Origin of the sequence: Desulfosporosinus paludis, assembly GCF_045689965.1 — a bacterium.
Classification (GTDB): Bacteria; Bacillota; Desulfitobacteriia; order Desulfitobacteriales; family Desulfitobacteriaceae; genus Desulfosporosinus; species Desulfosporosinus paludis.
In genome coordinates, this window is the sequence record NZ_CP144211.1 from 2,334,583 (window position 1) to 2,348,361 (window position 13,779).

The window sequence follows — 13,779 nt, forward strand, 5'->3', positions numbered from 1 at the left end:
GATGATTAATTGAGAAAACGTAAGAATACCTAAGGAAATAAGGGGTAAAAAGAAACCCTGTGCCAAATTGATTGATAGACGAGGTGTAATCCCCTCCATGAAATCCTAGCCAAACCCATCTCCGTCCTAGCTTATTTCAAAGAAGACGGAGCACCACCACCAGCCACTTCTCCTAACACTCAACGACAAGAGCTTAAGATAGAGCAGATCATCTCCGTAACGAAGGAAAGGCTTGCCGGCAATCGTGTATAATAAGTCTAACTTCAGGCAAAACTAATAAAGCCTATCTATGTATCGCTCCCATCAGAAATGGTGGGGGCCTATTTATTTCCTCGTAGCGGCATAGCACATAGTAATGGGAGTATCTTTATTTGGGCATACTACTCCAAAGTTGATTTGGAGGGTAAATATATGCGTGAACTTAAAGAGATAATGAAGCAGATCGAAGAATTACGCTTAAGCATGATCAAGATGAAAGAGGGGAGAGACTTTACGGATCAGGAAGTTGTAACCGCAAGTCAGATGCTCGATGCTATATTAAATGAATATTATAAGATGCTGAAGCAAAAAACAGATCACGATTGAGTTGCCAGTACACTTATTTCTATATATGATCATCTTCAGTTCAATAGTATCTACGCCAACCCCAATCTCCGTCTAAGCCTATTTCAAAGAAGGTGATATGTTTTGGAAGAAGTAACTTATGAAAACTTCTTAGACATAATATCCTGTAAAAAGTGCTTGCCAATAGCATTCTTCACGCTGAATCCCTCATCATCCACTGCCCCGCCACTGCTAAACCGAACCCCACTATTCAAGAATGCCGATCTAAACACTGAACCATTCCCAAACCTCTCGCGTATCGAATCAATGGCCCGACCCACGGCCCGCTGTTTACCATAATCCTTCTCGAAAAAGGTCATCTGATGAAAATCAATCGTTTTAATCCCTCGGCTCAGTAACTTCTTAGAAGTCGCACGCCCGACCATAAACAACTCCTCGAGGGGAGAACCCACATTTTCTCTGTAATCTCTTCTGGGAAATTGTATGTACTTTATCTGGTTCCTTGAGCTCTGAGACCATCTTGGCTAGGATTTTGTTCGTGCTAATTCCAACATTAACGGTAAACCCTAACTCGTTTTTGATTCGATCTTTTAACATATATGCAGCTTCAATTAATTTGATTAAATCCAAGCGAAGAAAAAGCTCTCAGCAAAAGGCTGAGAGTGTAAATTTATCTCATATTTTCTTATTTTCATCAAAAACGGTATCGCCAATTATTGGGGAGCTCCTTGTTCTTCCTTGATTTTCGGCAGCATCGTCTTTTAATGCATTATAAGCCCGTTCCAACCGTGAATACTTATCTTTAAGTTTTTCTAACTCATTCGCTGAAGTTTCTGCATCTTTGTTGTTCAAAGCATAAAACCTCCTTGCGGCATAGTAAGCGGGATGTCTGGACAAGATAATATTGCTGGAACACATTTCTACTCGTTTCCACTCCCATCAATGGCGATGGGAGTTTTTTCAGCTGTAGACCTTTAAAGAAATGATCTGACCTTAAGAAATACTGCGTGAAAAACGAATTGTAGCTCTTATTGTAAGGTTATTCTATGTTTTGAGTTGCTAATTTTTTATTATAAATTTTTAGAGATTTTTCTTAACAAACTAACCAAGTTATGTTATACTATCCAAGTCGAATGAACTGCTCACTAAAGCAGAAAAGAGCTGTTGTTTCGGAAACCAGCTTATAATCGACGTTTATATGCCGATGTGGCTCAGAGGTAGAGCAGCTCACTCGTAATAACGGTTTGCTGTTTTTGACGTTCGTCGGACGTAAAAGTCACTTATTAAGCATATTTAAACCATTCTTTTGAACAAATCATTACGGCTGTTTTACAGCTAATGAACTGTTGTTGAAAGGAGTGGTTTTTTGCATGTCTAGAGGTAAAGTCAAGATGCTGTCAACTGAACAGGAGTTAACGGCAGAGAAGTGTTTTACGGAATTTATCAATCAATGTAAGGCCAGGAATTTGTCTAGTGCAACGATTCGAAATTACACACAGCAATGGAACTATTTTGTTAAGTGGTGGGGTGGTGATAGTGTTGCTAGCATCGATAAAGATAAAATTATGCAGTATATACGATACCTTCAGGAAAAGGGCATAAGAACTGAGACGATAAACACGGGATTACGAACAATTCGAGTGCTTCTTAATTATTTACATGAAGAGAATTATATCCATCCTATAAAGATTAAGTTATTGAAGGGTGACCTACCAGTTAAAGAAACCTACACAGACCAAGAATTGTCTGTGATGTTGAAAAAGCCAAATATAAGGAAGTGCAGTTTTAGGGAGTTTCGTACCTGGTGTATGATAAATTTTCTTGTAGGTACAGGAGTAAGGGCCAGAAGTCTAGTTAACATTAAGATTAGTGACTTAGACCTAGATAACAGTCTTGTTAAGGTTACGGTGGTTAAAAATCGTAAACAACAGATCCTTCCCCTGCCTCCAAGTCTTATCACAATATTGAATATGTATTTGAAGCATCGGGGTGGTGAACAATCTGACTACTTATTTTGTAACGAGAAGAACTGTAAGATGAGGGAAACTTCTGTTTATCATGATGTACAGTTTTTTAACGAAGCAAGAGGTATTACTCAAAATGGTTTGCACAAATTTAGACATTCCTTTGCCCGAAGTTTCATTCTTTCTGGGGGTGACCCCTTCAGACTTCAACGTCTTCTAGGACATAGTACCTTAGATATGACTAAACGATATGTTCAGTTATATGACCGAGATATGCTCGAAGGTATTGAGAAATTTAACCTCTTGGAGAAGATTACCAATAGCACACAAAAGGTTACGATGAAACGATAGGGTCCCTTTGGTGCCGTTCGAACATATCAAAGTTTAAAGATATCAGTCCCCTGCACGTACGTTTTAATCATATCTAAGGAGAGTGTTCTATGGCTAAATTTGATATGACGAGAGTACCACGAAGAAACATGACTCCATTGTCGGTGAATGTAGAAACATTGGTATGGGAATGGCTTGATAATACCTATCGTACCTATAGAATGGGGAAAGGTGAGCTGGTAGAAAGGGCTTTGTGTAAGTTTCTTCCAATGGAGACATTGCCTGAGGGAGCAGCAGAAGCATTACCACCAGATTACTTTGAGGAGAACAAACCCGGTGAAGAGCCTGGAGCTTTGAATGAGGATGAAGATAATCCGAAAGCAATTACTATTACGGAAAAGGCTTATGAACAATTGGTGGAGCTTGAGACTCTTACAGGTAAAAGTATTAATTCGGTTCTGGTAGATTCCATCGATCATGTTTACTTAGAAACGATCAAAAGTAAAGATGCACAAGAAGCTCCAAAAGAGATTGAGCTACCTAGACCTATTTCGATGGAAACTGTGGAAGATAAGCTTGCAGAACTTATAGGTAACAAAAGTAAAAAGGTGGACAAGGAGCTAATTGGTCTGCATTTATCTTCTAGAGTCTGCAAATTACTCCGTGAGTTCAAAAAAGCCACAGACGTTGACATGTCGGATACAGTAGAAACTGCCGTAATGCATTTATTAAAGGATTTTGCCGAGACTTTGGACTAAATTCTAGGGAATGATGTCATGCTCCTATCTCACTGTAACATTCCGACCAAATTTTATTAATTAGCTAATAGTAATGATTTATTGAGCCATACTAGTAAAAATCTCATCTTCGAGTAACTTTGTTGCTTCGTAACGATGGGATTTTTTTACGATTGAATCAAACAGCTACTCTATTGAGTTTTCTTAAGGGGGAGAAATCTATGGGGAGTCGAGAATACTTCATCGAACGGTACGGCAACGAGTACATTAAGCTTATCGAACATTTAGAAAGTCTTATTACCCAGCAGGAGACGGGTTATGATCGTTTTTTAGCAGTTGGCTATGAAGCTGGCATTGGTAAATCGGTTGAAACCGACAGAATCTTATCCGAATATACAAATAAACACGGAGATTTCGGAAGGAAGTTCCTTTTAGTTAAACGATTCGTCAATGACGTAACCCGAAGTGCCTCCTGCATGAACGATAATTCGACTGCTGGTATCCCTATTGCTTTGGGTATCACTCACGATAACTGGGGAGAAGTTCAAAAGGGCTTGGTTCAAATTGAAATGTACCCTGTTGTAATCATCACTCACTCAAGGTATTTCCGTCTTAGCCAAGATCCTTATACTAGGGAGTATTTCGAACGAGGTAGGCATACCCTGATCATTGATGAACAATTAGAATTGCCAATATACTCATATTCCGAACAACTATATCGGGAAATGATGGGGTTTCTACCCTCAAGAAAACTACAAGCTGGGTTGCTGAAAGTATCAGAGGGTCTGGCAAATGAAATTACAGGACTCCAGCTAAATAAAGATCCGAATCGAATTTTCAAGGCTAGACCTCAAGTGGACCTGGAATTAGTAAAAGAGTTTGAAGCAGATTTCAATGCAAATTACCATCACTTTAAGAAAGAATCTAACAGAAGCAAAGTGGATAATTTTGTAAAGTTCTTGCATTGCTGCATCGACTCCAATGAATGCTTATTTAACAATGGACGGTTAGCAACCTATAACCGAAAGGCAGTTCGTTGGAAGCTATCGAACAATTTGATTCTAGATGCCAATGCCGGGATTGACAGACGATACTTTTATGCCCCTGATATAGTCGTTGAATGCCCTCCAAAAATAATTGACCACTCGGATACTACTCTCTATCAGGTTGATTTCAACACAAGCAAAAATAGCATCAATAGTTACGGCAAGAGTTTCTTCAGTAAGGTTTGTAAACTAATTACAGATAGGCTTGGAACGGACGATAAGACTTTGATAGTTACTCATTATCCACATGAAAGTCAGACAATAAATTGCTTAAAAGAGTTGGGGCATTCCAATATTGGTATTGGAGATAAGTATGCTGATGAAAAAATAGCTGTTGCCCACTTTGGAGCAATTATTGGCCAGAACTATTGGAGAGATTTCAACAAGGTGTGGGTCATTGCTACCCCTAATTTCCCGTATGAGGTGTACCCGTTGCAATGGATTTTCTTTAAAGGCTCCCCCATCCGTACCCACAAATTAACAATGGGTAAGACTACTCAAGGTTATAGTTTCCATTATGCAGAATTTGAAGATATTAGACAGGGTTCCGTACCATCCGAAATCTACCAAGCAATTATGAGAATCAATCGTGAAGGGAGGTTAAAGTCTGAAATCTATGTTGTGAACGATAAGCTAGATGTTGTCAAAAAGGTCATACAACAGCTAAAGAATGTCAAGGTCGGTGAAACCATTCAATTAGACGTGAAAAAACCTAAAGATGAAAATGTCCCCCAAAAAGATACTAAAGCAAGCAAGTTCGTAAACTGCATCAAAGGGCTGAGTCCTGGCAAATACCATAAAAGTTATATTTACGAGAAGCTAGGTTGGAAAAATGACGGACACATTTCTGACTACCTTAAAGACGATGAAATTGCTAAAATGTATGCTGCTGGTTTAATCGATTGGAACCAACACTATATTATAATTAACCCACGGACTGTAGCTAAATAGCTAATGTCTCATTGCCTAACGGCAACGAGCCACCTTGTTCACTTCGTTCCAAGGACCTTAAGAAACAATTTCGTCCTTTATTCGGTTAAGATACCAAATTGCAACTCACATTCCAATTTATATTATATATGGAAAAGTACGTGAGTTTACTGAAACCCTTGGTACATCTAGCTTTCCGGGTATGGCAAAAAAGCATCTCACTCTTATTCTTCATGTGAATTCTCGATAGAGATTCAAAAACAAAAACAGCCCCCGGCATATATTTGTGGTAGATTATATACCAACAACCGGGATATAGCTGGGGACATTTTTGATAACGGTCAAGCTTTGTGTAGAAAGAATACTATGTGTTTAAAACACAGTATTCGAGGTAACCCGAATCACAGTATTCTAAACAGACTAAGCTGTTCTCTGTAAGTTAATGGCATTTGTTTCTATAATTATAGACATCAAAGTTGATTTTTCATGTCCAATTAGACATGGGATGCATCTCGGACCCTCCGTAGATAACATGTTGTTATACACTTAAAGTTCGTCTTACCTCCAGTATAGGTCAATGTTTTAATCAATGAAAATGAATCGTAGTGAATACTATCGTTTTAATCGATGGTATTAAAGGACACATTGATCTGTAGATAACTGAAAGCACTCTGCTTATAATTTTACAAAAGGGACAAGTCCCCTATATGAGTGTTTAAGAAGATGTTACCGTGTGGAGAATGATAAGATCTCGATTCACGAGTCACAGATTTTAGCATAATGATCAATTATATGCCGTGGTTTGTGTCAAAGGATGTTTGTGATGCTTTAGGTATCGGTCATACCAGAAATGCTGTAAAACGGCTTAATGATAATGAACGGAATACAGTGTATTCAATACACTTTAATCGTAAAAGAGGTAACCAAGAATGTCCATGGTTACTGAGACCGGGCTATATTTATTAGTCGTTCAAAGTCATAAACCAGAAGCTAAGGCAAAGATCTTCAATCTACCCTACGTAAGGTGTCATATTCGAGTGGTGGCTAATTCCAGACATTAATTAACTCATCTACACCATACAGTTACTTTACTTTAGTAAAGCAAGAAAGCAGTCGATAACTGGGTGTAATCACTCCAGGTCGGCTGCCTTTAAGATTCTACTTAAGTATCAGATGTACCATAGTAGTTGACACGTATTATAGGCTTATATTTATTAACTCATAACGACATCCCATTACAAAAGCCCTGAAAAAAATTGGGGCATTAAGATATCTTTTTGAAAATCTTCCTTTTAACCTTTGTCGGAATTTCATTTTCATCAACGGGATATCCGTGATATTTATATGGCTGATGAGCTCTAAAAGCAATAAAGATATTATCCTTTTCATAATAATTAAATAATGGCTGGCAACCTGAAAAATCCTCTTCAACCTCACTAATAGCTGAATCAAGTAGTTCTTGACAAATTACATCGGGTAATTTAAGTTTTGACCCCCAACCGAAAAGACGATGATGTTTACGTGACGGTTCAAAGGCATATTTCAAATTTTCAAAGAATTTAATACATTGATCTACGTTATAGAGGACTTCATATGCTCTATTGTTTGTTCCTTCAGAAAATATCACAATGTTATCCTTTAAACTAGACCAAATTTCCTCAAATGTAAAAAAGATCACTTTTAGGTCTTCAACGGATAACTTAGATAACAAATATAAAACTTCCTCATTAGTTTTCGAGTTGAAATGGGGTTGATTTATGTTTGGTATACTTAAAACAGCATTTAATTGCATAGGTTCAAATGGGATAATGTTTTCAGCCATATTGGATAAAAATCTGTAGATTGATGCTCTAAAATCGTAAAGTTCTGGGAACTCGGATGCAAATTCATATGCCGGAAACCCATTTATCATCTCCTCAAGCAATTCCTCACGTAAGAGAAACTGCAAAGGGTTCTCGACGATGATTTCAATGAATTCCATTAAATTATCTGCAAGCTCGTAATACTTTGTTTTATTTAAATGAAAATCTTCCCTATCCCATATAACTGAAGAAGGATCTAACACAGCAGAATAAATCACTCGTGTTTTGCCTCCTCAATGAATTTAAGTTTTCTTTTTCGAGATTGGGCTTTTACAATTGCTCGATACTCGTTGTCTAATTGATCAAAAAAATCAGTTGGCCAATAAAGCAGATTACCATAATCCGTTAGATTTAGCCTTTTGTAACAAGTTGTTTCGTTCTCTATTTCAATAAAAGTTAGATTTATATCGTTAGCCAACTTATTATCCGGATCTTCAGCAACTCTTCTTCTTAACCGAGTTATAAAATGGTCACTGTGAGTTTCAATAATTACCTTTTTGCCTGTTAATGTTAAGCTATACAAAAAATCAAAAAGCAAACTCTGAACTTTGGGGTGAAGGTGTATCTCTGGCTGTTCTAGTATTAAAATCCCACCAGTTTTCATTCTAAGTCCTTCAACAATAATTGGAAGCACCTGGCTAATACCAAATCCAACATGGGTGATAGGAATTTTTAAACCAAAGTGATTGGTTACTTCAATTATGTACATAGCCCCATCATGTAACTTGTTTACTTTAATTTTCTTGGCCATACCAAAAACATCACAAATCCAGTATCTTACTCCTTCTTCTAAGCTTTCCTCTTTCTGTGTATAAATAATTGTATCTGTTTGAGAATAACTTATCCTCTGGTTCTTAATTTGATCCTTAGCATGCTTGGATAAAATTTGTGCTGCAAATTCACCTCTGTTACCAATTGCCGGAACATAGTCATTATCGTTGAAATAATAAGCATGAGGTTCATCTCTAAGTGGTCCTAAATAAGTAATATTATCAAAGAAACGTTTAATAGGCCTCTTTATACCAAATAAGAATGGGTTAAAACCCGAAAAGTCATCAGTACTAGCAATACTGTGTGGAAAAAAACCTTCAAAGAAAACATTTCCTTCATCTCCATCAAAATCTATCTCTGGAAATTTTTCTAAATATTCAAACTCTAAAGGAGAGTTGAATGAAATCCAATACTTTTGTGATCTTTTTTTTCTACCACCACGAACCCATAAATCACCATCCTCAAAAGAGTAAGTTGCATCAAAATTTTCTACAGTTATTCTTCCAGAAACTAAAGAAAATTTTAGCTTAAGTTCAATAGATTCTATTCTTTCAAGAACTTCTTTCTTTAAATTTCTTAAACGAAGAAAATTAAAATCAATAGGCTTAATATCTTCTTTGTATATCTTTAAGCCTATTTCTAAATTATTCTTATTGTAATAAATAATATCTTTGTATTTGCCTAAAGAAACATAAGGTTGATTAAGTATTAATGAGCTTTGTTCAACACTTCTTTCAAGTGATTGTTTTAGTAATAAAAGCAATTGGATAAACGAAGTTTTACCACCACTATTTGTTCCAGATAAGACATTAAGATTATTAACTTTATAATTCTCTAATGTTTGAATTGCCTTAAAGTTCTTTACTGTTATTTCCAAACTAATCACCACCCTCTATCCATTTATTCTATTAAATGCTTCTAAATCCTCTATAAAAACCCAATTTTATTTGTCGTATAAATTAAATTGTAAGTCAATTTATATGAAAATAACTCTCGTAATTATATATAAAGGATAGATTATATTATTTCAGTACCATAAGGTGTACCTTTTGATACCAAAATCACTCTTTCAAAAATGTAGTCATATCAGCATTTCTGGAACGTAAATTTCGTAGCAAAAGGTTTCAAACAGTTTGTGGTACGTATCATTATTTGCATTGACCTTTTGATACACAAATGATACTATTTGATCAGAAAATGTATATTGGAGGTCTTGGGCAAATGAACGGTGCAAACAAAATCTATGGATATGCTAGGGTATCGACTAAAGAGCAGAATTTGGACAGGCAGATTGCAGAGTTGATGAAATACGTTGCCAACGAGAGGGACATCATTACCGACAAGGCCAGTGGTAAGGACTTTAATAGATCTGGGTACATATCTCTTAGAGATACACTACTTAGGCCAGGAGATACACTTGTTATTAAGGAGCTGGATCGACTAGGCAGAGATATGAGCATGATCAAAGAAGAATGGAACATATTAATCAAAATGAGGGTTGATATTATCGTTATAGATACCCCAATGCTTAACACTAACGGCAAGGATACCCTTGAAAAGACTTTGATCAGCAATATCGTGTTTGAGCTACTGTCGTATATGGCTCAGAAGGAACGTGATAAGATCAGATCTAGGCAAGCTGAAGGGATAGCATCCTTAAAAGCAAAGAACAACGGTAAGGGCATTGGCAGACCTGTTACAATTGGACTCACAGACAGCTTTATGGAGGCTTACAAGCAATGGAAAGCAGAAGGGATCACAGCAGTAAAAGCAATGGAATTAAGTGGATTAAGAAAGGCTACTTTCTACAGGAAGGTAAAAGAATATGAAGCTCAGATGAAAGTGCAAAAGCAGGGTTAGTACCTGCTTTTTCTTTGTCTTTATCCCAGAGGACAAGATCAAGTTCAAGCTTATAAGATGCCTTATGATGCCCGTAAATTCCTAGCAAATTAGATCCAGGCACTATCGTGAAATTAACCATTTGAAAAAATTTCCATATTCATAAAAATAATGACCGGGTATAAAACTGAGCCTCCGTAGGCTAAGTTATGGGGGTACGGCAATATTGCCTGTGCCTAGTGTACCGGCAAAATGCACCATATACTCACCCACTCAGTTCCGTTCACGGCAATCCTGTACCAAGCCTCTAAAGAGGCTCCCCATCTAGACAATCCTAAGTGTAAAAAGTGGGCATACAAAAATTTTTATAATTTTTTGTGTAAAAAATCCGGCCCCCCTGGCTGTAAGCACAGATTTTTCCACTACTCACTCACCTGTAAAGTCACTTCGAGCAAAACCTTTAAGCACAATTTTCTTGGGGTGATGCAAAAATAAGTCTTCAATAGATGCTTTATGGGGACATGCTGATATAAATGTAACTAGACGATACTCTAAACTAACCGAAAAAGACTTGGAGGCAGCTATGGATAAGGCATCCTCCGAGAATGTAAATCGTTTTGTGTAAATGAAATTTTTGCATAGATAAAAGTGTTGATTCAAAAATTTAATCCAGTACTATGCTATTATTTGTTTGCTAAGTCTATTTTGCTCTAGTCCGGTTTTCTGTTGAATTTGAACGTAGTTCTGTTCATTCAAACCATTCTCTTGTATTATTTTGACCAATCTTTGACGTAATTTCGTATATTCTTGAATGTTCCTCTCCAGTCTATTCTCTTCAATTTCACCACTGCTTGATATTGCAAAATTCTCTTTTTTAACAGACCAATAATCCTTTCCGAAGAACTTTACACAATCACCAAAAGTTTCATTCACTAAAATTGAAATAGGTGTTGGTTTTATTGACCAGTACATGAGGTCTTGTATTACGTTTTCGGATAACATTTCCTCATATAGTTTTACAGTTACTATAGCTTCTTTAGTTCCGACTGAACTTAAAATCTGCTCCGACAACATTTCAACTCTATCATTCATTTTCCCTAACATAGAAAGTGTATCAAGTATACGTTTTTCCTCATTATCACGAGTCAAAAAAGAAAACATCATGCCTGCCCATTGTTGTCTAAGATATTGCTCTATATCGGAGAAGTCAGTAAACGGAACGATTGCATTGTTCACGGCACTTTTTCGAACTTCATCTATAAAGCTAAAAATCTTAATATTATCGACCGATGGATAGATAATTTTACTTTCGTCTATATCAGGGTTACTTTTGTTTCGTAAATACACGTGATGTTCGTTATATACTGATTGTTCCACTAAAGCAAATATAGGAATTTTTTGTTTACAAGCCTCTCTGTATTCAGCATTTGTAATTGAATACTCGGTGCTCTTAAACTGTCCTCCGAATCTACCTCCTATTACTAGTACAAACATTTGAGCATTAGGAACTTCAGTTATGCAAGCATCATGAGTATGTACTTTAGGATCATAAAACACAGAGCCGTCTTCACTTAAAATTGGCTCGTAACCGATGGTTTTAATAAAATATCGTAAATTTTCCCTTATATATTTGAGATCATAACAAGTAGAACTAACAAAAACTTTTGGTGAGGCCATAGCAACCATTCCTTTAATTGAATTAACTGTAAAATACTTTTCTACATTTTTCACTAGAATCCTTCTATTCTCAATTCAGCATTACGTAAATTTAGCCTCCCCTTGCTAAGAAACACCCCGACATCAAGTTGACTATGCCTAGTGCAAGGGGAAATATTTTCTAACATTTAGAGACGACCCTCCAAGGTTTTATCGGAAGTGCAAGCTTCATCACTTTACTATGAACGTTTATAGGGCCACCCCTTTGAAGAACTCTAATGATTTAAAAGTGAGGTTGCAATTTTTAAAAATTTTTTCGAGTAAAAAACACGGCCCCTACCAATCACATTCCCTCCTCCGTTACACTTTCAAATTAATGCAGAGCACTGATCTTAAACATAAAAATAAGTCACCTCCTAGCACTGATAGCTTGAGTTTAGCATTAACTTATCCAACCATGCATTCTTGCCAAGAAGTCAGGAATTGGGGCTGGTAATAAAACAACAGAGTGTTTGTGATGCTATTGATATTAATCATTTTTCTTCCTTATTTCCTTATTGTATGACTTTTCAAATATTGATAAGCCTGTAAGTAAATAATTTAGAAACTCACCACTATTAAATAACAATAATAACTCCTCTTTAATGTTTTTATGGATTATGACCTTATCAGTATTATTAAAAAGATGTTTAATATTATTTTGAAATGTATCATCATAATTGTATTGATCTTCATACTTACCAATTAGATAAATTACATAAGTAACCGTAATAACGGTACTATGTGCTAACCCTATTAACTCGTCATATAACCTTTCCGATTGAAATTGATTCTTTTTTATTATATTGGTAATTTCTTTTACGAAAGGTTTAAATGACCGTAATGTAATTATTTGTATTGATAATAAATTTGCATATATCTTTGCTATTGAAGGTTTCAAAATATTAATCTCGTCAATCGATGTTAAAGAAACTAAATGTTGATCGAAATTATTTGCATATATTTTACAGCTTCCAATACATCCATCACTTCTAAATCCATAGAAATCAATACTATTAGTTGGCTTAGCAATATAAAACGGGTATTGCCTTATTCTAATTTTATACAAGATTAGCCCAAAAAAAGAAAATAACACATAAGCATTTCGATCATTTGAAGTATTATAAATAGCTAATGCATGTGTACCAAGTTCTAATTCGTTATTTAAATCATTTAGTAATTTTTCATTATTAATAATCGAAACAACACTTTTATTGCTGTTTTCATTTACAATGCTATTGATTATATCTGTATAATCGGGCAGAACCCCATTTATTTTATATTCTTTACAAAACCATTCATAACCTATTTTAGCAACTAAACGTAACATATTTTGTGAACCTAACATTTTAAATAGTTCTTCAAACTCAAGGTCTTCAGTTATCTGAAGATTGTGTATCAACTCATAAAAGTGTTTACTTTCATTATCAATGCTTTTATTAATCATTTTAAAAAGATATTTCTTTTCATTTTTTATTACAGGATACGAGCTACCATCTAATATATTATTAAATCTGGACGTTAGCTTATCAAATTTGTACCCATCAATATCCAGATTTGCATAATATGATGGAATTTTACCCTTTTTAGACTTTATATTCAAAAAGTTCCTAATTCTTCTGCATTTCTCAATTATATCAAATTCGAATGTATCTCCAAATACTTGATTATGTTCTACACTACATACATTTGCATAGGTTATTTTTCCATTTGTCAAAGCATCCGGAATTATATGAGATTCGTTTATAATTATCCCATCTTCAACACTTTTATTGCAATATATACACCTCTTCATTTTTTTGCTCTCCTTTATTGAGTTTTGTATAAACCCCACAAGCTATTGCTATAACCTATGTATAGAGATACGGGTTCCTTTTCCATATATTCTACATCTTACCTATACTACCTGCAAAACACCAAATACTTACAATACTAATATAGATATGAAGCTATTCCCTAAAATGAGCATTTAGAAATCATCAATACCTTACTAAGTGTAATTTGTTAGCACGAAACTGAAATTAATGACAACTATTAAAAA

The 13,779-nt window shown here is 35.5% G+C and carries 11 protein-coding genes and 1 pseudogene; 6 read left to right on the forward strand and 6 right to left on the reverse strand.

The features are described from left to right. Positions 1–411: 411 nt before the first annotated feature. Positions 412–585, forward strand: a complete 174-nt coding sequence (locus VZF35_RS11720; RefSeq protein ID WP_407313765.1) for an aspartyl-phosphate phosphatase Spo0E family protein — start codon at positions 412–414, stop codon at positions 583–585. Between the two features lie 350 nt (positions 586–935). On the opposite strand, the pseudogene VZF35_RS11725 reads toward VZF35_RS11720, so the two are convergent. Both VZF35_RS11725 and VZF35_RS11730 read right to left on the reverse strand, forming a co-directional pair. Then, positions 936–1,176: pseudogene (locus tag VZF35_RS11725) on the reverse strand (DNA polymerase IV); the annotation flags it as partial. Positions 1,177–1,239: 63 nt separating this feature from the next. Beyond that, positions 1,240–1,416: a hypothetical protein gene (locus VZF35_RS11730; RefSeq protein WP_407313766.1), complete on the reverse strand. Its 177-nt coding sequence runs from the start codon at positions 1,414–1,416 to the stop codon at positions 1,240–1,242. A gap of 518 nt (positions 1,417–1,934) precedes the next feature. Between VZF35_RS11730 and VZF35_RS11735 the strand changes: the two genes are divergently transcribed. From VZF35_RS11735 to VZF35_RS11750, 4 genes are all read left to right on the forward strand, one after another. Beyond that, complete coding sequence (locus VZF35_RS11735) at positions 1,935–2,879, forward strand: tyrosine-type recombinase/integrase (protein ID WP_407313768.1); 945 nt, start codon at positions 1,935–1,937, stop codon at positions 2,877–2,879. An 89-nt stretch (positions 2,880–2,968) separates the two neighbouring features. Then, positions 2,969–3,616, forward strand: a complete 648-nt coding sequence (locus VZF35_RS11740) for a hypothetical protein (protein ID WP_407313770.1) — start codon at positions 2,969–2,971, stop codon at positions 3,614–3,616. A 200-nt stretch (positions 3,617–3,816) separates the two neighbouring features. Further along, positions 3,817–5,592: a hypothetical protein gene (locus VZF35_RS11745; protein ID WP_407313772.1), complete on the forward strand. Its 1,776-nt coding sequence runs from the start codon at positions 3,817–3,819 to the stop codon at positions 5,590–5,592. Between the two features lie 771 nt (positions 5,593–6,363). Further along, entirely contained in the window at positions 6,364–6,537 is a 174-nt protein-coding gene (locus VZF35_RS11750; protein ID WP_407313774.1) for a BRO family protein, read from the forward strand. Positions 6,538–6,835: 298 nt separating this feature from the next. On the opposite strand, the gene VZF35_RS11755 is transcribed toward VZF35_RS11750, so the two are convergent. Together VZF35_RS11755 and VZF35_RS11760 are read right to left on the reverse strand one after the other, a co-directional pair. After that, positions 6,836–7,651: a hypothetical protein gene (locus tag VZF35_RS11755; RefSeq protein WP_407313775.1), complete on the reverse strand. Its 816-nt coding sequence runs from the start codon at positions 7,649–7,651 to the stop codon at positions 6,836–6,838. Further along, a complete protein-coding gene (locus VZF35_RS11760; RefSeq protein WP_407313777.1) occupies positions 7,648–9,081 on the reverse strand; it encodes an AAA family ATPase in 1,434 nt (477 codons plus the stop codon). The genes VZF35_RS11755 and VZF35_RS11760 overlap by 4 nt, the downstream gene beginning before the upstream one ends. A gap of 344 nt (positions 9,082–9,425) precedes the next feature. On the opposite strand from VZF35_RS11760, the gene VZF35_RS11765 reads away from it, so the two are divergent. Beyond that, positions 9,426–10,064 (forward strand): recombinase family protein, encoded by a 639-nt coding sequence (locus VZF35_RS11765; protein WP_407313779.1) that lies wholly within the window; start codon positions 9,426–9,428, stop codon positions 10,062–10,064. 654 nt (positions 10,065–10,718) lie between these two features. On the opposite strand, the gene VZF35_RS11770 is transcribed toward VZF35_RS11765, so the two are convergent. Next, the gene (locus VZF35_RS11770) at positions 10,719–11,774 is read right to left on the reverse strand and encodes a DUF4062 domain-containing protein (RefSeq protein WP_407313781.1); all 1,056 of its coding nucleotides are present in this window, start codon (positions 11,772–11,774) and stop codon (positions 10,719–10,721) included. Positions 11,775–12,228: 454 nt separating this feature from the next. Then, entirely contained in the window at positions 12,229–13,572 is a 1,344-nt protein-coding gene (locus tag VZF35_RS11775) for a hypothetical protein (protein ID WP_407313782.1), read from the reverse strand. Positions 13,573–13,779: the final 207 nt, after the last annotated feature.